Source organism: Pseudomonas sp. MF6755 (genome assembly GCF_016405635.1).
GTDB lineage: Bacteria > Pseudomonadota > Gammaproteobacteria > Pseudomonadales > Pseudomonadaceae > Aquipseudomonas > Aquipseudomonas haemolytica.
On record NZ_JAEKDA010000018.1, the window covers coordinates 38,453 to 60,238 of the forward strand.

Sequence of the window (21,786 nt, forward strand, 5' to 3'; positions counted from 1 at the left end):
CAGGATAAGTAAAAACAGTTCGCTTGGCGGCGGCCAGCCTTCACTCGACCTCGGGTACGCCTTTTTCCCACGCCGACCAGTTCTTCACAATCGCCTGGACCAACGGATTGCCCGTGCGATACAGGTTTTCCAACGCCGGCACGAACCCGCCCTGGTCCGCATACTTGAGCAGATTGTCTACTTCACTGTAGCCAGGATAAGGCCGGTCAAAGTCTGACCCCGCGCGCACCACGGCCAGGCGCTGGATATCCACCAAGCCTTCGCGGCTGGCACGCAGCAGCGCCTCATAGGTGGAATTGTCTTCTTGCTGAGTGGTGCAGTATTCGCCTTTATTGTCGGTGAGCAATTTGGTCCAGACTTCGGCGCGTTCGCTCAGGCGAGTGCCGGAAAACCAGGTGTTGCCCGCCAGGGTATCGCAACGCGTGACTTGCGGCGGCTGATTGGCCGGGGCGGCGGGGTAGTGTTTGCGCCAGGCGGTAGACTCCTTGCTTTCCGTCAGCTCCACCGTGTGCGACAAGGCAAATGCCTTGGCTTGCAGCTTGGGGTTGAGCTCAAACACTTCGGTCTTGTAGTCCAGCGGTGGTTTTTCGTTGGGGCCCTTGGTGTTGATACCGGTATAGCCGGTCGGCCAATCCTTGGGTGCATCCCGTGAATCCAGCTCCCACTGGGTGCCGAACTCCACCAGGTAATGGGCCCAGGCCGCGGTACCGATGGTGCCGTGCTTGGGGCTGATGCCCGCAATCCCGGCGATCAGGAAGTAGCTCTGGCGCAGGTCGAACTTGGGTGACAGGGCTAACGCCAGTGTTGACGCGGCAGCGTTGGTCTGGCCCATGCCGGTCACCAGCAGGCACACGTCCTGGGTGTTGCAGCGAATCACCGGGTACTCGGCAGACAAGCCTGGCACACGCACTTCTTGCTTGAGCTCCAGGCGGTCGATCCAGGTTTGCGCCTCGGGGGCGAACATGGTGATCAGCATCACCTTGGGTTTGATCGGCGCCGGGTTATCCGCCAGCACCAAATGGGGCAGCAGGGCCAGGCCGACGGCCAGCGACATACGGGTCAGTGCTTTCATCTACAGCTCCTTGATCAGAATTGGTAGCCCACGCCGGCGTAGTAGCCCCAGCCGTCGGAGCGGGCGCGGAAGTTGCCTTCGCCGAAATTCAACTCGCTGCCGTCCTCCCAGTTGCCGCCGTTATGAAAATAACGACCGACCAGGGTAAAGCGCAGGTGGGTGAACGAGTACAGCAACACATTGGTGGCCACCAGGGAATTGGCGGTGCGCGCCGGGTTGTCCTTGTGCAGGTCTGAACCGAAATCGTAGTTGGTGAAACCGATGTAGGTCAGCGAGGCACCGTTGTCGAACTTGCCGATGGGTACGATGTACTTCATCTGCGCACGGTAGCCATCCCAGGAATATTCATTGCTGGCGCCGTAGTTTTCCCACTGGTAGCGCCCGTAGAAGTTGGCCGACAGGTTGATCCGCGAGTGGGTATCGATATCGGTGCCCAGGCCGCTGTACAGAGTGTTGGCGCGGTTTTCCTTGCGGCTGCCGTGGTCGTAGATCCAGTCAAAGGCCACATACCATTCCTTGAATGGGCCAATCGCCAGGCTGCGGCCTGCCAGGTAGTCGATGGAGATCCGCGGTTCATGCTCCATGAACACCGGCGAGCCATGGTCCCACACGCCCTTGTCATTGCTGTTACCGATGGTGAGGATCTTCGGTACGTCGATATAGCCGTACAACTCAAAGGGCCCTTTGCGCCCGAAGTACTCGTACTCCAGGTAGACGTCATCCTGGGGCTTGGGGCCGAAGCTGATGTCTTTGCTGCCGATCAGCGTCAGGTCCTGATTGAACCATTCCGACAGATAGACGCCTTTTTTCGCCGGGGGATTGGCCTCAGGGCTGAGGGTTTCGCCCTGTGCTGAGTCATCCACGGGCTTTTCCTGCGCCAAAATGGGTGCACTGAGTACTCCCGTAACGGCGGCCAGTAGCAAGGAAACACCAAAGCAAGCGCGGGGCCTTGAGGTAGGGTGCATTGAAAATCCTTATTCGTACGCGGTTGAAGCCCGTTTTAACGGGTAGAGGTGAACTTGGTGGTCAAGTTCGTTCCGCAAACGTTTGCACAGGTTGTACCAACTTGTGTCAATGGCTTGAACTGTTTAGAAAAAAGGCGGATTAGTCGACGTTTTGGTCAGAAAACCAGCGTGTTACCTGTCATCCTTCTGCACCACCGATTGGAGGACCTCTATGTTCGATCACTACCTGCACGCCTGGAAACTGAGTGCCGATGGCGAGCCCATCGTCACGCCTGGCAGTCACCTCCTGCCGGTGCGCTGGCAAGGCGTGCCGGCGATGTTGAAAATTGCTCATACCCCTGAAGAAAAGCTCGGCGGCCGCCTGCTGAGCTGGTGGGCAGGTGACGGCGCGGCGCAGGTGTTTGCCCATGACCACACCGCCGTATTGATGGAGCGGGCCACCGGCCAGGGCTCGTTGATGCATATGGCCCTCAATGGCCAGGACGACGAAGCCAGCCGGATCGCCTGCGCCACCGTGGCCCGGCTGCATGCGCCCCGTGCGTCACCGCCCGAGGGCTTGCTTGGGCTGGACGAATGGTTCAAGTCCTTGTGGCGCGCCGCCGAGCGCGAGGGTGAGGTGCTACGCGACTGCGCGACAGTGGCCCGCACATTGTTGGCGGCACCGCAGGATGTGGTGGTGCTGCACGGTGATGTCCATCACGACAATATCCTCGACTTTGGCCCCCGAGGCTGGCTGGCGATTGATCCAAAGCGGGTGATGGGTGAGCGCGGCTACGACTACGTCAACCTGATCTGCAATCCGGATTTACCCACCTGTAGCAACCCGCAGCGTTTCAGCCGCCAGGTCGAGGTCATCACCCAGGCGGCGGGCCTGTCGCGCACGCGCGTGCTGCAATGGGTGGTGGCCCACGCCGGGTTGTCCGCAGCCTGGTTTCTGGAAGACCAGGAGCGCGAGCGCGCCGAGATTGAGTTGCGGGTTGCGCGCCTTGCGCAACAGGCACTGGCTCATTAGGCGAGCTTGGCGATGGGGCTGAATAAATGCATCGCGGTCTGCCGCCGGTATTCGCTCGGCGTCTGGTGCATTTCGATGCGAAAGTGGCGGTTGAAATTGGACAGGTTGGCGTAGCCCACCTCAAAGCAGATATCCGCCACTGACATCTCACTTTGCAGCAACAACCGGCAGGCACGTTGCACGCGGAACTTGCGCATCAGGTCGATAAAACCGTGGCCGGTGTTGCGCTTGAAGAAACGCGAGAAGCCCGGTTCGCTCATCTCCAATTGCCGGGCAATCTCCGACAGGCGCACATCGCCGGTCAGCTCCCGCATCAGGTAATCGAAAGCCCTGTTGATGCGTTCGGCACTGCGCGCGTCCAGGGTCGGTGCGTAGCACGGGCTGGCCAGGGCCTTGGCCTGTGGCGGCGCGGCGTTCTTCAGGGTATCGAGCAATTGCAGGAACAGGATCAGGCGTTGCAGGCCATGGGCGCTGCCGATGGCTTCCATCAGCCTTGCTGCGTTTGCAGCGGTCTGCCCGGTAAATTCAACGCCACGTCGCGCCTGTTCAAACAGCGGCTGTAAATCGCCGAGTTCCGGCAGGGTGTTGCGCAGGGCGAGGAGGGCGGCGCCGTCGAATTGCAGTACCACATCGCGGCCACTCAGGTATTCGCCGGGCGCCAGGTCGCCGATCCAGTCGTGGGGCAGGTCAGGTCCGATCAGGGCGACATGGCCGGCGCTGAAGGCACCGATATAGTCGCCTGCCACCAGCTTGCCGCTGCCTTGGCGGATCAGGTGGATTTCGAATTCGGGGTGATGGTTCCAGCGCGCCAGTTCATAGGGGTAGTCATGTTCAAACCATCGGAAGCAGTGGTCCGGTTCGGGCAGGATCACTTCAAGTTCCGCAGGGCGGTGCTCGAACAGGGTAGCGCGGCTGACGGGCATGGTGCTGCCTCTTGTAGGTGTGCGATGGCCTCAAAATACGCGCACTGGCAATCAGTGCGCTACTCCCGGTTTCACCTGGCACTGGTACTTTTTTGATCCTGGGCGTGAGGTTAAAAAAGTATCAGCCGCGCATTCGCCAGGCGTTTGTGAGGGCCTGGCCAAGCTGCTGTAATCGCTGCTCAACAACAAAAACAACAGGTGGAAACCGCCATGTTCAAGCTCCCGCAAGCACTGTTCCTGCTGACCGGCCTGGCCCTGGCCATACCCAGCTACGCCGCTGACACTGTCACCATCGCCACGGTCAACAACAGTGACATGATCCGCATGCAACGCCTGTCCAAGGTGTTCGAAGCGCAGCATCCGGATATCAAGCTCAAATGGGTCGTACTGGAAGAAAACGTGTTGCGCCAGCGCCTTACTACTGACATCGCCACCCAGGGCGGGCAGTTCGACGTGCTCACCATCGGCACCTACGAAACTCCGTTGTGGGGTGCCAAGCACTGGCTGGAACCATTGACCCAACTGCCGGTCGACTACGACATCGAGGACATCTTCCCCTCGGTGCGCCAGGGCCTGTCGGTCAACAACACGTTGTATGCCTTGCCGTTCTACGGCGAAAGTACCGTCACCTACTACCGCACCGACCTGTTCAAGCAAGCCGGCCTGAGCATGCCGTCACACCCCACCTGGACTGAACTGGGTGAGTTCGCTGCCAAGCTTACCGCCAAGGACAAAGACCAGTACGGTCTGTGCCTGCGTGGCAAGGCCGGTTGGGGCGAGAACATCGCCCTGCTGAGCACCATGGCCAACGCGTTCGGCGCCCGCTGGTTCGACGAGCAATGGCAGCCCGAACTGACCAGCCCCGAATGGACCTCGGCCGCCAATTTCTACGTCAACACCCTCAAGCAATATGGCCCGCCGGGCGCTTCCAGCAATGGCTTCAACGAGACCCTGGCGCTGTTCAACAGCGGCAAGTGTGCGATCTGGGTGGATGCCAGTGTTGCCGGCTCCTTCACCACCGATAAAAGCCAGAGCAAAGTCGCCGACAGCGTAGGTTTCGCCGCAGCGCCCACCGAAGTCACCGACAAGGGTTCTTCCTGGCTCTACGCCTGGTCCCTGGCGATCCCGGCCACCTCCAGGCACAAGGATGCCGCCAAGGCTTTCATCAGTTGGGCGACGTCCAAGGACTACATCAAACTGGTCGCCGAGAAAGAAGGCGTCACCAACGTACCGCCGGGCACGCGCCAGTCCACCTATAACGCGGCGTACTTGCAGGCCGCGCCGTTTGCCCAGGTGACTCTGGAGATGATGAAACACGCCGACCCCGCGCACCCTTCGGCCAAACCGGTGCCGTACGTGGGTATCCAGTACGTGACCATCCCCGAGTTCCAGGCCATCGGCACCTCTGTCGGCAAGCTGTTCTCAGCGGCGCTCACCGGCGGTATGTCGGTTGACCAGGCATTGCAGCAGGCGCAGTCCAGCACCGAGCGCGAGATGAAGCGCGCCGGCTACCCGAAATAACGTTTACAGGACGCCCACATGAAACGACTCGAAGGTAAAAGCGCGCTGATCACTGGATCGGCGCGGGGTATTGGCCGTGCGTTTGCCCAGGCCTACATCGCTGAAGGAGCCACCGTTGCCATTGCCGACATCAACCTGCAACGGGCACAGGCCACCGCCACCGACCTGGGGCCCCAGGCCTACGCCGTGGCGATGGACGTCACCGACCAAGCCTCCATCGACGCCGCAATCGCCGCAGTGGTGGCCCATGCAGGCAAGCTGGATATCCTGATCAACAACGCCGCGCTGTTTGACCTGGCGCCCATCGTCGACATCACCCGCGACAGCTTTGAGCGGCTGTTCTCGATCAACGTCGCCGGCACTCTGTTCACTCTCCAGGCCGCAGCCCGGCAGATGATCAGCCAGGGCCATGGCGGCAAGATCATCAATATGGCCAGCCAGGCCGGACGGCGGGGCGAGCCGTTGGTGGCGGTCTACTGCGCGACCAAGGCGGCGGTGATCAGCCTGACGCAATCCGCGGGGCTGAACCTGATCAAGCAGGGCATCAACGTCAACGCAATCGCCCCGGGGGTGGTGGACGGCGAGCACTGGGATGGGGTGGACGCGCTGTTTGCCAAGCATGAAGGTTTGGCGCCTGGGGAGAAGAAAAAGCGGGTAGGGGATGAGGTGCCGTTCGGGCGGATGGGGACTGCTGAAGACCTGACCGGCATGGCGATCTTCCTGGCGTCGAAGGAAGCCGATTACGTAGTCGCCCAGACTTATAACGTGGATGGCGGCAACTGGATGAACTAAAGTCATCTGCCGTTCAAAAATGTGGGAGGGGGCTTGCTCCCGATAGCGGAGTGTCAGTCACTGAATATGTGGCTGAAACACCGCTATCGGGAGCAAGCCCCCTCCCACATTTGATCTTTATTGTTCATGACTTCGTGGCTGATCAGCAAAGCTTCGATTAAAAAAGTAGACCGCCCCAGGCCACCGGAGAGTCATCATGACCCTTGAGAAAACCGCCATCGCTTCATTCGATGTCGACGCCCAGAAGAGCTTCACACCGCTATGCCCCAACGAGTTGCCGGTGGCCGGTGGCGACCGTATTGGCGCCGAGCTCAACTTCATGGCCAGCCTTGCCGGCCATCGCATCGGCAGCAAGGACGCCCACACCCCGCATGCACCCTGGGTGGTCGCGCAGCACAGCGAGATGCTGCAACCCACTGGCCTGGCCCACGCTGATGTGACGTGGGTCAGCCACTGCGTGCCGGGTACCGAGGGTTTCACCTTGCTCGACGACTTGCCCACGCCCTATGACTACGACTACTTCATCTGGAAAGGCGTCGAGCCCGACCTGCACCCCTACGGCGCCTGCTACCACGACCTGCACGACAAACTGTCCACCGGCGTCATCGAGTACCTCAAGGCCCAGGGCGTGGCCCGCGTGATCGTCGGTGGGCTGGCCCTGGATTACTGCGTCAAGACCACCGCACTGCAACTGCTCAAGGCCGGCCTGCAAGTGGTCCTGCATCTGCCGGCGTGCCGCAGCATCAGCGAGGAGGGCGGTGTACAGGCGGTGAATGAGTTGCTCAAGGCGGGTGCTGTCATCAGCAGCACTCGTGAAGAACTGGCCGTGTTGGTCGCACGTTAATCCAGGGCCTTGCAATCCGCAAAATACTGACTAATATAACCCGGGTAAAACAAATAAAACCCGGGTAATAAATCATGCCTACGCAAAATCTTCCCTTGTGCAGCGCTTTCGCAGGTCATCAGCGCATTGCTGCCGGTACTTATCCCGAAGTCGCCACGGCCCTTGCCGATCAAGCGTTGCCCGCCGGTAGCTTGCTGGTTTTCGATGATGCCACCGGCATGCAGGTCGACTACCCTTGGCCGGCGGGCTATTCGCCGCAGTCACCCGCCCAGGCCGACATCGACGACGAGCCGCCCGCTACGCCCTCGGTGGGTCGCCCGAAGTTGGGCGTGGTCGCCCGTGAAGTCACCTTGTTGCCGCGCCATTGGGAATGGCTCGCCCAGCAGCGCGGCGGTGCTTCGGCTGCTTTGCGTCGCCTGGTGGATGAGGCGCGCACAGCCCACGCCAGCGCTGATCAAGTGCGCCAGGCCAAGGAAGCCAGCTATCGTTTCATGAGCGCCATCGGCGGCGACCTGCCGGGGTTCGAAGACGCTTCGCGCGCGCTGTTTGCCCAGGATCGGGCCGACTTTTCCAACAAAATCGCGCACTGGCCGCCGGACCTGCAGGCGTACCTGGCCTGGTTGTCGCGCAATGCCTTCCCAGCTCAATAACCCAGGGACCCGCACCTTCATGGAAGTTACCCAGCAACGGCCGCTTTGGCAGATCTACCTGATCTTTCTGGCACCCATGGTGCTGTCCAATTTTCTGCAAAGCTTTTCCGGCACCCTCAACGGCATCTATGTCGGGCAAATGCTCGGCACCCAGGCGCTGGCGGCGGTGTCGGGGATGTTCCCCATCGTGTTTTTCTTTATCGCCCTGGTGATCGGCCTGGGGGCGGGCGCCTCGGTGTTGATCGGTCAGGCGTGGGGCGCCCAGGAGACTGGATTGGTCAAGGTGATCACCGGTGCCACTCTGACCCTGGGAGCGCTGGTGGGCCTGATTGCCGCCGTGCTCGGCAGCCTGTTCGCACGCCCGGCGTTGCAGGCACTGGGCACGCCGGTGGATGTGCTCGACGATGCGGTGGGTTACGCGCAGATGATGATGTTGATCATGCCGCTGTTGCTGGTGTTCATCCTCTATACCCAACTGCTGCGCGGGGTCAGCGACACGATTTCGCCGTTGTTGGCGTTGATGGTCTCGACCCTGGTGGGCTTGTTGCTGACCCCGGCGCTGATTCGCGGCTGGATCGGCCTGCCGCATATGGGCATCCAGAGTGCGGTGTACGCGGGGTTAGTGGGTAACGCCTTGGCGATGCTGTTCCTGATCTTGCGCCTGCGGCATAAAAACCATGTGATGGCGCCGGACCGCGAGCTGCTCGCGGCCTTGCGCCTGGATCGCGTCATCCTCGGCAAAGTCCTGCGCATCGGCTTGCCGACAGGTTTGCAGATGGTGGTGTTGTCGCTGTCGGAATTGGTCATCCTGGCGCTGGTCAACGGCCATGGCTCCCAAGCCACGGCGGCCTATGGCGCGGTGACGCAGATCGTCAACTATGTGCAGTTTCCGGCGCTGTCGATTGCCATCACCGCGTCGATTCTCGGTGCCCAGGCGATTGGCGCCGGGCGCCTGGAGCGCATCGGACCGATCTTGCGTACCGGTTTGGTGATCAACCTGTGCCTGACCGGTGGCCTGATCGTGCTCGGTTATGGGCTGTCGCACTGGCTGCTGGGCCTGTTCATCACCGACGACGGCGCACGGGTCAGGGCCGGACACCTGTTGCACATCATGCTCTGGAGCATCCTGGTGTTCGGGTTCCAGGCGGTGATCGGCGGCATCATGCGCGCCAGTGGCGTGGTGTTGATGCCAGTGGCGATCTCGATCTTCTGCGTGCTCTGCGTGGAGCTGCCGATGGCGTATCTGTTCAACGCCCACTTCGGGTTGGAAGGGGTGTGGATGGCGTTCCCGGTGACGTACCTGGCGATGCTGGTGTTGCAGACCGCTTATTACCGATTGGTGTGGCGGCATAAGCAGATCAAGCGGTTGGTGTGATAAAAGATTGCGCAATTTAAGGACCAGAAGGCGTTCAAGTCATGGCAAACCCCTACGCCGAGTTGTTCCAGGTTCCTGGCGCTCGGGCTTTTGTACTGGCCGGCATGCTGGCGCGCATGCCGATATCGATGACCGGCATCGGTTTGATCACCATGCTCTCCCAGGTCCATGGTGGCTATGGGCTGGCCGGCTCGGTGGCGGCGGTGTTTGCCTTGGCCACGGCATTCTGTGCGCCGCAGGTGTCGCGTTGGGTAGACCGATATAGCCAGGGCAAGGTATTGCCGATTGCCGCGCTGATCGGCGGCGGGGCGCTCTTGATGTTGCTGCTGTGCACGCGCTTGCAGGCCCCGAACTGGACGCTGTTCCTGTTCGCCGCGCTGGCCGGTTGCATGCCCAATATGTCGGCCATGGTGCGGGCGCGCTGGACCGAGCTGTATCGCGGCCAGCCCAAGCTGCAAACCGCGTTTGCCCTGGAGTCGGTGCTGGATGAGGTGTGCTTCATCGTCGGCCCGCCGATTTCCGTGGGCTTGAGCGTGGTGCTGTTTCCTGAGGCCGGGCCCCTGGTCGCGGCAGTGTTGTTGGCCGTGGGTGTCACCACCTTTGTAATGCAACGGCAAACCGAGCCACCCGTTCACGCCCACCAAGGCGCCCATGGCCGTTGGCTGATCGCTTCACCGTCGGTACTGATCCTGATGATCCTGCTGCTGGCCATGGGTGTGATCGTCGGCGTGGTGGATGTGGTCAGTGTGGCGTTCGCCCAGCAGCAGGGCCAGCCAGCGGCCGCGAGTATCGTGCTGTCGGTGTATGCCATCGGTTCGTGCCTGGCCGGGTTGGCCTTCGGTGCCCTCAAGCTGAAGGCGCCGTTGCCGCGCCAGTTCCTGTGCTGCGGCGTAGCCACGGCGTTGACCACCTTGCCGTTGCTGCTGGTGAGCAATATTCCGGGCCTGGCCGCTGCGATTTTCATCTCCGGCCTGTTTTTCGCGCCCACGTTGATCGTGTCCATGGCCATGGTCGAGCAGATCGTCCCACCCAGCCGCTTAACCGAAGGCATGACCTGGCTGATCACCGGCCTGAGCATCGGCGTGGCCATGGGTGCCGCCAGCTCCGGTTGGATGATCGACCACTTCGGCGCCGCCAGCGGGTTCTGGGTGGCGTTGGCGGCGGGGGCGGTGGTGTTGGGCTCGGCGGTGTTGGGTTACCGGCGGTTGGGCTGACGGGCTTCGTTGCGTTCCCGGTTAAAAAAGTCATTCACGGCTTCTCGAAAGGCCGCCTCCAACGCTTGTTCGGTTTGCCCTTCATAACTCACCAGTGCGCTGATGTACAAAAGCCTGCCAAACAGGCAATTGTCCTCAGCGCTGTATTCAATTGAGCCGGTATAGCCTTGGTATTGCAGTTGGCGATTCACTCTCGGATTTTCCTCACGTCACCGGCTGGGTAATCTGACGTCGGCAGCCTAGATCGCACGCATCGCTGAAAATATCGGCAGCGTACTGGTTTTTCGTAGGACGCTTCCCGGCAGCCCGCATTTCTCGCGGACAACAGCCCCCCATCCCCGCTAATTTTTCCTCTTCCGGTTCGTTTTATAGGGACGACGTGCCTTTGTGCTTCCCGCCTATTGCCCCGGATTCGAAGAAATGAACGCTGAAGACTCCTTGAAACTTGCTCGCCGGTTTATCGGGCTGCCCCTGGAAAAACGCCAACTGTTCCTGCAAGCGTTGCAGAAAGAAGGCGTGGATTTTTCCCGGTTTCCGATTCCGGCAGGGGTGGAGGCGGAGGATCGCCAAGCGCTGTCCTATGCACAGCAGCGCATGTGGTTTCTCTGGCAACTGGACCCGGCCAGCGGCGCCTACAATTTGCCCGGTGCGGTGCGCTTGACCGGCGTGCTGAGCCTGCCAGCGATGCAGCAAGCGTTTGCCAGCCTGGTGGCGCGTCACGAAACCCTGCGCACCGTGTTCCAGCGACAGGCCGATGAACGTCTGGCGCAGGTGCCGATAGAGCCGTCGCTGACGGTCGAGCACCTGGACTTCAGTGCCTTGCCCGCCGCCGAGCGCGAACAGGCTGTCAACGACGCCGCCACCCGCCAATCCCTGTTGCCCTTCGACCTGGAGCACGGCCCGCTGCTGCGTGTGCAACTGCTCAAGCTCGCCGATCAGGAGCACGTGTTGCTGCTGACCCTGCACCACATCGTCTCCGACGGTTGGTCGATGAACGTGCTGATCGACGAGTTCATCCGTTGCTACGACGCCCATGAACGCAACGAAGCGCCGCAGCTGCCGGCGCTGCCGATCCAGTACAGCGACTACGCCCTGTGGCAGCGGCGCTGGCTGGAAGCAGGCGAGCAGGCGCGCCAATTGGAATACTGGCAGGCCCGCCTGGGCGACGAGCATCCGGTTCTGGAACTGCCAACCGACCACCCGCGCCCGGCGATGCCCAGCTACCAGGGCACGCGGCATAACTTCGCGATTGATCCGGCGCTGGCTGCGCAACTGCGCAGTTGCGCGCAAAAACACAACGTCACCCTGTTCATGCTGCTGCTCGGCGCCTTCAATGTGCTGCTGCACCGCTACAGCGGGCAGGGCGATATCCGCGTCGGGGTGCCAATTGCCAATCGCAACCGTACCGAAGTCGAAGGGCTGATCGGTTTTTTCGTCAACACCCAGGTACTGCGCACCGAACTGAGCGGGCAAACCCGCATTGCCGAGTTGCTGCAAGGCATCAAGGAGCACGCCCTGGGCGCCCAGGCTCACCAGGAGTTGCCCTTCGAGCGCCTGGTGGAAGCGTTGAAAATCGAGCGCAGCCTGAGCCACACGCCGCTGTTCCAAGTGATGTACAACCACCAGCCGGTGGTCGCCGACATCGCGTCGGTGAGCACTGCATCCGGCCTGGAATTGGCTCTGGTGGAATGGCAAGGCCGCACCACCCAGTTCGACCTGACCCTGGATACCTATGAAAAATCCGGCACCCTGCATGCCGCGTTGACCTACGCCAATGACCTGTTCGACGCGCCCACCATTGCGCGCATGGCCCAACACTGGATCAGCCTGTTGCAGGCAATGGTGGTGGATGGCGAACAGCGTATCGGCGAGCTGCCGATGCTGGATGCCAGCGAGCAGCAACGGCTGGTTCACACGTGGAACCAGACCGCCGAGTCGTACCCGACCGAACGCGCCATTCATCACCTGATCGAAGACCAGGCACAGCGCACCCCGAATGCACCGGCACTGGTGTTCGGTACGAGCACCTTGACCTACGCCCAGCTCGATGCGCGTGCCAACCAACTGGCCCATGCCTTGGGCGAGCAGGGTGTAGGCCCCGACGTGCTGGTGGGGATCTGTGTCGAGCGCTCCATCGAGATGGTCATCGGCCTGCTGGCGATTCTCAAGGCCGGTGGCGCCTATGTGCCCCTCGACCCTGAGTACCCCCAGGAACGCCTGGCCTACATGATCGAAGACAGCGGCGTTCAACTGCTGCTCAGCCAGCAGAGCCTGCTGGCCTCGCTGCCCGCCGCCGGTATCCAGGTGATTGCCCTGGACCAGCCCGCGCTGTGGCTTGACGGTTACAGCAGCGAAGCGCCCGCTGTGGCTGTCCATGGCCTGAACCTGGCCTATGTGATCTACACCTCTGGTTCCACCGGCAAGCCCAAGGGCGCCGGCAACAGCCATCGCGCGCTGGTCAACCGCTTGAGCTGGATGCAGCAGGCCTATGGCTTGGATACCAGTGATGCGGTGTTGCAGAAAACCCCGTTCAGCTTCGACGTGTCAGTGTGGGAGTTCTTCTGGCCGCTGATGACCGGCGCGCGCCTGGTGGTTGCCGCGCCTGGCGAACACCGTGAACCGGCGCGCCTGATCGAAACCGTCGGCCAGCACGCTATCACCACCTTGCACTTCGTGCCGTCGATGCTGCAGGCGTTCATCCACGAGCCGGGCGTGCAGGCGTGCACGAGCCTCAAGCGTATCGTGTGCAGCGGCGAAGCCTTGCCCCTGGATGCGCAACTGCACGTGTTCGCCAAGTTGCCGCATACGGCGCTGTACAACCTCTATGGCCCGACCGAAGCGGCCATCGACGTCACCCACTGGACCTGCGTCGACGAAGGCGCCGACAGCGTGCCCATTGGCCGCCCGATCGCCAACCTCGGCACCTATGTGCTGGACGCGCAACTCAATCCGGTGCCGGCCGGCGTTTGCGGCGAGCTGTACCTGGGCGGCATCGGCCTGGCGCGCAGTTACCACCGGCGCCCGGCGTTGACCGCCGAGCGCTTTGTACCCAGCCCGTTCGTGACCGGCGAGCGCCTGTATCGTACCGGTGACCGCGTGCGCCAACGTGCCGATGGGGTGATCGAATACCTTGGCCGCCTCGATCATCAGGTCAAGCTGCGCGGCTTGCGTATCGAGCTGGGCGAAATCGAAACGCGCCTGATGCAGCACGCGCAAGTGCGCGAAGCGGTAGTGCTGGTGCACGGCGGTAAGCAGTTGGTCGCGTATCTGGTGCTCGAAGGCGAGGAGCCGACCGACCTCAAGGCCTGGCTGCTCAGAAGCTTGCCGGAATACATGGTGCCAACCCACTTCATTATGCTGGCCAAATTGCCGGTGACCGCCAACGGCAAGCTCGACCGCAAGGCATTGCCAGTACCGGACGCGGCGCTGCAACAGGCATTTGTCGCGCCACAAAACGCCTTGCAAAAAGCCTTGGCAGCGATCTGGAGTGATGTACTCGGCGTTGAGCAAGTCGGCCAGGATGACAACTTCTTCGAACTGGGCGGCGACTCGATCATCTCCATCCAGGTGGTCAGCCGCGCCCGCCAGGCCGGTATTCGCCTGAGCCCACGCGACCTGTTCCAGTACCAGAGCGTCCGCAGCCTGGCGCTCGTGGCCAGCTTCGACCAGGTCAGCGTGATCGACCAAGGCCCGGTCAGCGGCGAGGTGATCCTGACGCCCATACAGCAGAGCTTTTTCGCCGAGGCGATCCCGGCGCGTCATCACTGGAACCAGTCCTTGCTGCTGACCCCGCGTGAAGCGTTGGAGCCTGTACGGCTTGACGCGGCCTTGACGCAACTGATCCACCACCACGACGCCTTGCGCCTGCGTTTTGTGCAGCAGGCCGATGGCTGGCAGCAGAGCCATGCTGCACCGCTCAGCGAACCGCTGTTGTGGCAGTCCCACGCCAGCACCGACGCCGACTTGGCGGCGCTGTGTGATGAAGCCCAGCGCAGCCTCGACCTGGAGCAAGGCCCGCTGCTACGTGCTGCGTTGGTAAACATGGCCGATGGCAGCCAACGTTTGCTGCTGGTAATCCACCACTTGGTCGTCGATGGCGTGTCCTGGCGCATCCTGCTTGAAGACCTGCAACAGGCTTACCGCGACCAGGCGCTGCCAGCGAAAACCAGTGCCTTCCAGCATTGGGCGCAACAGCTGCACAACCACGCGCAAACTCTCGATGCGCAACTGCCGTACTGGCAAGCGCAATCCATCGACGCCGAATTGCCCTGCGATCATCCCGAGGGCGGCCTGCAAAACCGTCTGGGTGCCAAGCTGGAAACGCGCCTGGACGCCGAGCAAACCCGTCGCCTCTTGCAAGACGCACCAGCGGCCTATCGCACCCAGGTCAATGACCTGCTGCTGACCGCCCTGGCGCGGGTGATCAGCCGCTGGAGCGCGCAGCCCGCCGCGTTGATCCAGCTGGAAGGCCACGGCCGTGAAGACCTGTTCGACGACATCGACCTGAGCCGCACCGTCGGCTGGTTCACCAGCCTGTTCCCGGTGCGTCTGCACGCCGAAGGCGAGCTGCCCGATGCGATCAAGTCGGTCAAGGAGCAACTGCGCGCGGTGCCCGACAAGGGCCTGGGCTACGGCCTGCTGCGTTACCTGGGCACGTCGCAGGCCCGCGAAAGCCTGTCGAACCTGGCTGCGCCACGCATCACCTTCAACTACCTGGGCCAGTTTGATCGCCAGTTCAATGAGTCGGCGTTGTTTGTGCCGGCCAGCGCAAGCAGCGGCCAGGCCCAGGACCCCGAGGCACCGCTGGCCAACTGGCTGACGGTGGAAGGGCAGGTGTATGGCGGCGAGCTGGCGCTGCAATGGGGGTTCAGTCGTGAGATGTTCGAGGCGTCGACTGTCCAGCGTCTGGCGGACGATTATCGGCAAGAGCTGCTGGCGCTGATTGCGCATTGCATCGATCCGCAGCAAGGTGCTTTCACTCCGGCCGATGTCGCCCTGGCTCGACTGACCCAGCAGCAATTGGACGACCTGGCGCTGCCGTCGCGCGAGGTGCAAGACCTGTACCCGCTGTCGCCGATGCAGCAGGGCATGCTGTTCCACAGCCTGTATCGGCAGGGCGAGGACGACGTCTACGTCAGCCAGTTGCGCGCCGATGTTCAGGGTGTGGATGTGGCGCGCTTCCAGGACGCCTGGGCGCAGGTGCTGGCGCGGCACGACATGTTGCGCACCGCATTTGTCTGGCAGGACGAGCAGGGCCAGGCCCTGCAAGTGGTATATCGCCAGGTCAGTCTGCCGTTTACCGAATACGACTGGCGCGGGCGTGAAGACCTCAGTGCTGCGTTGGATAGCCTGGCGGCCGAGCACCATCGCCAAGGCTTCGAGCTGGCCCGCCCGCCGTTGCTGCGGGTGGCGCTGGTACGCAGCGCCGAAGATCGCTGGCACCTGATCTACACCAGCCATCACATCTTGATGGACGGCTGGAGTAACGCGCTGGTCCTCAACGAAGTGCTGCAAGTCTGCAAGGGGCAGGCCCTGCCGCCAACTGGCGCGGCGTTTTCCCAACACATTGCCTGGCTGCAGCAACAGGATCCGGCGCTGGGCGAGGCGTTCTGGCGCCAACGCCTGGCGCAGTTGGACGAGCCGACGCACCTTGCGCACAGCGTGGCCAAGACCGCAGAGCTGAATGCCGGTGCATACGGTGAAGTTCGCTGCGAGCTGGACGAGGACCAGACTCGGCGCCTGGTCGCCTTCGCCCGTACTCATCAGGTGACCCTCAACACGCTGGTGCAATCGGCGTGGCTATTGTTGCTGCAGCGCTATACCGGCCAGGCCAGCGTGACCTGTGGGGTGACGGTGTCGGGGCGGCCGGCGCAGTTGGCGAGTGTCGAGCAGCAAGTCGGTCTGTTTATCAATACCTTGCCCCTGATTGCCGCGGCCAATCCGGCGCAGAGCGTCAGCGACTGGGTGCGCACGGTACAGGCGCTCAACCTGGAAATGCGCGAGCATGAGCACACGCCGCTGTTTGATATCCAGCGCTGGGCCGGCTCGGCCGGTGAGGCGCTGTTCGATACCCTGGTGGTGTTCGAAAATTTCCCGGTGGCCAAGAGCCTGGAACAGTCGGACGACATCGGCCTACGCTTCAGTAACGTCAGTCATCAGGAGCGTACCAACTACCCGCTGACCCTTACCGCACATGGCGGCCAGCGCCTGAGCCTGCACCTGGAATACCTGTGCGCGGAGTTTGCCACTGACGCCGTGCAACACATCGCGGCGTACCTGCAAGGTCTGTTGCAGCAGTATGTTGCCGCCCCGCAGCAAGCTCTCGGCGCGATCCCGTTGCTGCTTGCCCATGAACACCTGCGCGTGCTCCACGACTGGAACCCGCCTCACGCTGCTCAACCGGCCCAGGCCAGCGTGCTGCAGCGCTTCGAGCAACAGGCAGCGCTGCACCCGAATAACATCGCGCTGATCCTCGATCAACAGCGCATGAGCTATGCCGAACTCAACGTGCGCAGCAACCGTTTGGCCCATCGTCTGATCGAGCTGGGCGTCGCCGCCGATAGCCTGGTGGGTGTGGCGGTGGACCGCTCCCTGGAGATGATTGTCGGCCTGCTGGCAGTGCTCAAGGCCGGCGGCGCCTATGTGCCGCTGGATCCCAAATATCCGGCCGAGCGCCTGCAGTGCATGATCGAAGACAGCGGCTTGCAACTGCTGCTGACCCAGCAGCCGCTGCTTGAACGGTTACCGATCACTGACAACCTGACCCTGGTGTGCCTGGAGCAGGCGTCCGGCTGGCTCGCCGACTACAGCGCGCAAAACCCATTGCCACGGGCTCAGCCCACCCACCTGGCCTACGTGATGTTCACCTCCGGTTCCACCGGCCGACCCAAAGGTGTGGGCATCGACCAGGCTTCACTGGCACGGCATGTGGAAGTGTTCTGTGAGTTGTTTGCGTTGCAATTCCATGACCGCGTGCTGCAATTTGGCACCTTCAATTTCGACGGTTTCGTCGAGCAGCTGTACCCGGCCTTGTGCAGCGGCGCAGCCGTAGTGGTGCGCGGCGGCGACCTGTGGGACAGCGACACCTTCTACCAGCAACTGCTCGACCACGACATTTCCGTGGTCGACCTGACCACCGCCTACTGGCTGCAACTGGTGCGCGATTTTGCCGAGCGGGGGCCACGCGATTACGGACGCCTTCGCCAACTGCACATCGGTGGCGAAGCCATGCCGCCGGAAGGGCTGAACGCGTGGCGTGAGGCGGGTTTGCAGCATGTGCGCCTGCTCAACACCTATGGCCCGACCGAGGCGACTGTGACCGCCACCGCGCTGGATTGCGCAGCCTACGTGGACGGTCGCGAAGCCTTGCCGTCAATGATGCCTATCGGGCGCGTGCTGGATGGGCGCGCCATCTATCTGCTGGATGCCAACCTCAACCCGGTGCCGGTAGGTGTCGCAGGCGAGCTGGTGATCGGGGGGCCGCTGCTGGCACGAGGCTACTTCAACCGCCCTGATCTGACGGCGGATCGTTTTATTCCCGACCCATTCTGCGCCGGTGGGGCGGGCCGCCTGTACCGCACCGGCGACCTGGCACGCTACCGCGCCGACGGCATGATCGAGTACGTGGGGCGTATCGACCACCAGGTGAAAGTGCGTGGTTTCCGGATTGAATTGGGCGAAATCGAAGCGCGGCTGCTGGCCCAGGCCAGTGTGCGCGAAGCCTTGGTGATCGCCGCGGATAACCAATTGGTGGGCTATGTGGTGGCCAGCCAGGCGCTGTCCGAATCAGCCCAGGGCGCCCTGTGTGAACAGCTCAAGGCCACCCTGCGCGAGGAACTGCCGGACTACATGGTGCCCGCGCACCTGGTATTACTTGACCGGCTACCGTTGAGCCCCAACGGCAAGCTGGACCGCGCCGCACTGCCCAAGCCCGATGCCAGCCAGTCCCTGGCCAATTGGATTGCGCCGGTGAGCGCCGTGGAACAACAAGTCGCGGCTATCTGGGCGCAAGTGCTGGGTGCCGAGCGGGTTGGGCTAAGTGATCACTTCTTCGAGATGGGTGGGCATTCGTTGCTGGCGACGCAGGTTGTGTCCCGCGTGCGCCATGGCCTGGGTATCGAGGTGGCGCTCAAGACGTTGTTCGAACAGCCAGTGTTGAGGGAATTCGTGGCGGCCCTGGGCCGCGTGAACGACTCAACACCCCAGATGACGGCGGTAGCGCGTGACCAACCGTTGCTGTTGTCCTATGCCCAGGAACGCCAATGGTTCCTCTGGCAACTGGACCCCACCAGCGCGGCCTATCACGTACCCAGCACCCTGCGCCTCACAGGTCAGCTGGACAAGGTCGCCTTGCAGCGCGCTTTCGACACGCTGGTGGCGCGCCATGAAAGCCTGCGCACTCATCTGCACCAGGAAACCGCACGCACCGTACAAGTCATCAACCCGCAGGCACGCGTTCAGTTAGCTTCGATGGACGCCGACCAGGCAGGGTTGAAGGCGATGGTCGAAGCGCTGATCACCCAGCCATTCGACCTGCGCCAGGGCCCATTGATGCGCGTCAGCCTGTTACGGCTGGCTGAAGACGAACATGTGCTGGTGCTGGTGCAGCACCACATCATCTCTGACGGTTGGTCGATGCAAGTCATGGTCGACGAACTGGTGCAACTCTACGCCGCCTACAGCCAGGGCCAGGACCTGCGCTTACCGGCGCTGCCCATCCAGTATGCCGACTATGCCGTATGGCAACGCAACTGGATGGAGGCGGGGGAGCAGGCCCGTCAACTCGATTACTGGCGCGACCTGCTCGGCGGTGAGCAACCGGTGCTGGAGTTGCCGTTCGATCACCAGCGTCCCGCCGTACCGACCCATCGTGGGGCACGCTTGAATATCGAACTGCCGACGCCATTGATCGATAGTCTCAAGCACCTGGCCCAGCGTGAAGGCGTGACGCTGTTCATGCTGTTGCTGGCGTCCTATCAGGTGTTGCTGCATCGCTATAGCGGCCAGCGGGACATCCGTGTTGGCGTGCCGATCGCCAACCGCAACCGTGTCGAGACCGAACGCCTGCTCGGCTTTTTCGTCAACACCCAAGTGCTCAAGGCCGATATCGACGGGCACACCACCGTTCATCAGTTGCTGGCACAGGTCAAGCAGCGCGCACTGGAGGCCCAGGCCCACCAGGACCTGCCGTTCGAGCAACTGGTGGAAGCCTTGCAGCCTGAACGCAGCCTCAGCCTGAGCCCATTGTTCCAGGTGGCGTTCAACCACCATATCAGCCTGTCCGGTCGCCATTTGCAGCGCTTGGCACAGTTGGACATGAGCCCGGTGAGCTGGGATGAAGCGGTCGCGCAATTCGACCTGACCCTGGATATCGAGGAGGCCGAGGACCGCTTGGCCGCTTCCCTGAGCTACGCCACCGACCTGTTTGAAGCCTCCACTATTGAACGCATGGCGCGTCACTGGCTGAACCTGTTGCAGGCCATGGTTGCCGACCAGCAGCAGATGATTGGCCAGTTGAAGTTGCTTGACGCTGACGAGCAGCAGCACATTCTGCAAGTGTGGGATTGCAGCGGCGCAGGCTTCCCGGCCCAGCGCCTGGTGCACGAGTTGGTGGGCGACCGCGCCCTGCAAACCCCGGACGCGGTGGCGGTGAAGTTCGACGCGCAAACCCTGAGCTACGGCGAACTGGATCGCCAGGCCAACCGTCTGGCCCATGCTCTGATTGCCCGTGGCGTCGGCCCGGAGGTACGCGTAGCGATCGCCATGCCGCGCAGCGCCGAAATCATGGTGGCCTTTCTCGCGGTGATGAAAGCGGGGGGTGTGTATGTGCCGCTGGATATCGAGTACCCGCGTGATCGCCTGCTGTACATGATGGAGGACAGTCGCGCGCAGTTGCTGTTGACCCATACCCGTGCGTTGCAGCAACTGCCGATCCCTGAAGGCCTGGGCACCCTGGCAATCGATCGCAGCGAAGACTGGGCCGATTACAGCGATACCGCGCCCGACGTCTCGTTGGACGGCGACAACCTCGCCTACGTGATTTACACCTCGGGCTCCACCGGTATGCCCAAAGGCGTGGCGGTGTCTCACGGGCCTCTGGTTGCGCATATCATCGCCACCGGCGAACGCTATGAAACCAGCCCGGCCGATTGCGAGCTGCACTTCATGTCCTTTGCCTTCGATGGTTCCCACGAAGGCTGGATGCACCCGCTGATCAATGGCGCCAGTGTGTTGATCCGTGATGACAGCCTGTGGCTGCCGGAGTACACCTACCAGCAGATGCACCGTCATAACGTGACCATGGCAGTGTTCCCACCGGTTTATCTGCAGCAGCTGGCCGAACATGCCGAGCGTGACGGTAACCCACCGGCGGTCAGGGTTTACTGCTTCGGTGGTGATGCGGTGGCCCAAGCCAGCTACGACTTGGCATGGCGCGCGCTCAAGCCCACCTATCTGTTCAACGGCTACGGCCCGACGGAAACCGTGGTCACACCGTTGTTGTGGAAAGCACGCCAAGGCGACCCATGCGGCGCTGTCTACGCACCGATTGGCACCTTGCTGGGCAACCGCAGCGGCTATGTGCTCGATTCACAGCTCAACCTGCAACCCATCGGCGTGGCCGGTGAGTTGTACCTGGGGGGCGAGGGCGTAGCGCGGGGTTATCTGGAGCGTCCGGCACTCACCGCCGAACGTTTCGTGCCGGACCCGTTCGGCAAACCTGGCAGCCGTGTCTATCGCAGTGGCGACCTGACCCGTGGCCGCCCTGATGGCGTGGTGGATTACCTCGGCCGTGTCGACCACCAAGTGAAAATCCGTGGCTTTCGCATTGAATTGGGCGAAATCGAAGCGCGCCTGCGTGAACAGAATAGCGTCGGTGAAACCGTTGTCGTCGCCCAGGACGGCCCGACCGGCAAGCAACTGGTGGCGTATGTCGTGCCGGCAGAGGCGATGCCCGACGAAGCCGTATTCCGCGACACCCTGCGCCGCGCCTTGAAAACTCGCCTGCCCGATTACATGGTGCCGGCGTACTTCATGTTCCTGGCGCAGATGCCGCTCACGCCCAACGGCAAGCTTGACCGCCGAGGCCTGCCCGAGCCGGATCCGAGCCAGCTGCAGCAACACTACGTAGCGCCACAAACCGAGCTGGAGCAACAGGTCGCCGCGATCTGGGCCGACGTGCTGCGCCTGCCGCAGGTGGGCTTGAACGACAACTTCTTTGAAATCGGCGGCCATTCACTGCTGGCCATCCAGATCACTTCCCGCGTCCAGTCCGAACTGGGCCTGGACGTGCCGTTGGTGGAAGTGTTCCAGACCGATTCGTTGCGCGCCTATGTGCAGGCCGCTGCCACCTTCCGCGCCGGTACCGCGGAAGACTTTGATGATCTTCGTGACTTTCTGAGCGAACTAGAGGCGATTTGA

General features: G+C 62.3%; 12 protein-coding genes. 8 read left to right on the forward strand and 4 right to left on the reverse strand.

What is annotated here, in order from left to right:
* Nucleotides 1–40: 40 nt before the first annotated feature.
* A complete protein-coding gene (locus JFT66_RS22980; protein WP_153872229.1) occupies nt 41–1,072 on the reverse strand; it encodes a purine-nucleoside phosphorylase in 1,032 nt (343 codons plus the stop codon).
* A gap of 14 nt (nt 1,073–1,086) precedes the next feature.
* Complete coding sequence (locus JFT66_RS22985) at nt 1,087–2,037, reverse strand: nucleoside-specific channel-forming protein Tsx (protein WP_198860227.1); 951 nt, start codon at nt 2,035–2,037, stop codon at nt 1,087–1,089.
* A 211-nt stretch (nt 2,038–2,248) separates the two neighbouring features.
* Between JFT66_RS22985 and JFT66_RS22990 the strand changes: the two genes are divergently transcribed.
* Nucleotides 2,249–3,049: an aminoglycoside phosphotransferase family protein gene (locus JFT66_RS22990; protein WP_198860228.1), complete on the forward strand. Its 801-nt coding sequence runs from the start codon at nt 2,249–2,251 to the stop codon at nt 3,047–3,049.
* Here JFT66_RS22990 and JFT66_RS22995 read toward each other — a convergent pair.
* Entirely contained in the window at nt 3,046–3,972 is a 927-nt protein-coding gene (locus JFT66_RS22995; protein WP_198860229.1) for an AraC family transcriptional regulator, read from the reverse strand. The two genes, JFT66_RS22990 and JFT66_RS22995, sit on opposite strands and share 4 nt — an antisense overlap.
* 210 nt (nt 3,973–4,182) lie before the next feature.
* Between JFT66_RS22995 and JFT66_RS23000 the strand changes: the two genes are divergently transcribed.
* The 6 genes from JFT66_RS23000 to JFT66_RS23025 all read left to right on the forward strand — a co-directional run bounded on the left by JFT66_RS23000 (nt 4,183) and on the right by JFT66_RS23025 (nt 10,368).
* Complete coding sequence (locus JFT66_RS23000) at nt 4,183–5,493, forward strand: ABC transporter substrate-binding protein (protein ID WP_198860230.1); 1,311 nt, start codon at nt 4,183–4,185, stop codon at nt 5,491–5,493.
* An 18-nt stretch (nt 5,494–5,511) separates the two neighbouring features.
* Nucleotides 5,512–6,285, forward strand: a complete 774-nt coding sequence (locus JFT66_RS23005) for an L-iditol 2-dehydrogenase (protein WP_153838368.1) — start codon at nt 5,512–5,514, stop codon at nt 6,283–6,285.
* A gap of 196 nt (nt 6,286–6,481) precedes the next feature.
* Nucleotides 6,482–7,129 (forward strand): nicotinamidase, encoded by a 648-nt coding sequence (locus JFT66_RS23010; RefSeq protein ID WP_198860231.1) that lies wholly within the window; start codon nt 6,482–6,484, stop codon nt 7,127–7,129.
* A 74-nt stretch (nt 7,130–7,203) separates the two neighbouring features.
* Nucleotides 7,204–7,779: a DUF2239 family protein gene (locus JFT66_RS23015; protein WP_034120098.1), complete on the forward strand. Its 576-nt coding sequence runs from the start codon at nt 7,204–7,206 to the stop codon at nt 7,777–7,779.
* A gap of 19 nt (nt 7,780–7,798) precedes the next feature.
* A complete protein-coding gene (locus JFT66_RS23020) occupies nt 7,799–9,154 on the forward strand; it encodes an MATE family efflux transporter (RefSeq protein ID WP_198860277.1) in 1,356 nt (451 codons plus the stop codon).
* A 41-nt stretch (nt 9,155–9,195) separates the two neighbouring features.
* Nucleotides 9,196–10,368 carry an MFS transporter gene (locus tag JFT66_RS23025; protein WP_034120096.1) on the forward strand — a complete coding sequence of 391 codons (1,173 nt, stop codon included), beginning with the start codon at nt 9,196–9,198 and terminating at the stop codon, nt 10,366–10,368.
* On the opposite strand, the gene JFT66_RS23030 is transcribed toward JFT66_RS23025, so the two are convergent.
* On the reverse strand, nt 10,350–10,559 hold the full coding sequence (locus tag JFT66_RS23030; protein WP_198860232.1) for a hypothetical protein: 210 nt from the start codon (nt 10,557–10,559) through the stop codon (nt 10,350–10,352). The genes JFT66_RS23025 and JFT66_RS23030 overlap by 19 nt on opposite strands.
* Nucleotides 10,560–10,788: 229 nt before the next feature.
* On the opposite strand from JFT66_RS23030, the gene JFT66_RS23035 reads away from it, so the two are divergent.
* A complete protein-coding gene (locus tag JFT66_RS23035) occupies nt 10,789–21,786 on the forward strand; it encodes a non-ribosomal peptide synthetase (RefSeq protein WP_198860233.1) in 10,998 nt (3,665 codons plus the stop codon).

Excerpts from the sequence above, each read along its gene's own strand:
- JFT66_RS22980 (WP_153872229.1), bottom strand. The coding sequence starts at position 1,072 with ATGAAAGCACTGACCCGTATGTCGCTGGCCGTCGGCCTGGCCCTGCTG.
- JFT66_RS22985 (WP_198860227.1), bottom strand. The coding sequence starts at position 2,037 with ATGCACCCTACCTCAAGGCCCCGCGCTTGCTTTGGTGTTTCCTTGCTA.
- JFT66_RS22990 (WP_198860228.1), top strand. The coding sequence starts at position 2,249 with ATGTTCGATCACTACCTGCACGCCTGGAAACTGAGTGCCGATGGCGAG.
- JFT66_RS22995 (WP_198860229.1), bottom strand. The coding sequence starts at position 3,972 with ATGCCCGTCAGCCGCGCTACCCTGTTCGAGCACCGCCCTGCGGAACTT.
- JFT66_RS23000 (WP_198860230.1), top strand. The coding sequence starts at position 4,183 with ATGTTCAAGCTCCCGCAAGCACTGTTCCTGCTGACCGGCCTGGCCCTG.
- JFT66_RS23005 (WP_153838368.1), top strand. The coding sequence starts at position 5,512 with ATGAAACGACTCGAAGGTAAAAGCGCGCTGATCACTGGATCGGCGCGG.
- JFT66_RS23010 (WP_198860231.1), top strand. The coding sequence starts at position 6,482 with ATGACCCTTGAGAAAACCGCCATCGCTTCATTCGATGTCGACGCCCAG.
- JFT66_RS23015 (WP_034120098.1), top strand. The coding sequence starts at position 7,204 with ATGCCTACGCAAAATCTTCCCTTGTGCAGCGCTTTCGCAGGTCATCAG.
- JFT66_RS23020 (WP_198860277.1), top strand. The coding sequence starts at position 7,799 with ATGGAAGTTACCCAGCAACGGCCGCTTTGGCAGATCTACCTGATCTTT.
- JFT66_RS23025 (WP_034120096.1), top strand. The coding sequence starts at position 9,196 with ATGGCAAACCCCTACGCCGAGTTGTTCCAGGTTCCTGGCGCTCGGGCT.
- JFT66_RS23035 (WP_198860233.1), top strand. The coding sequence starts at position 10,789 with ATGAACGCTGAAGACTCCTTGAAACTTGCTCGCCGGTTTATCGGGCTG.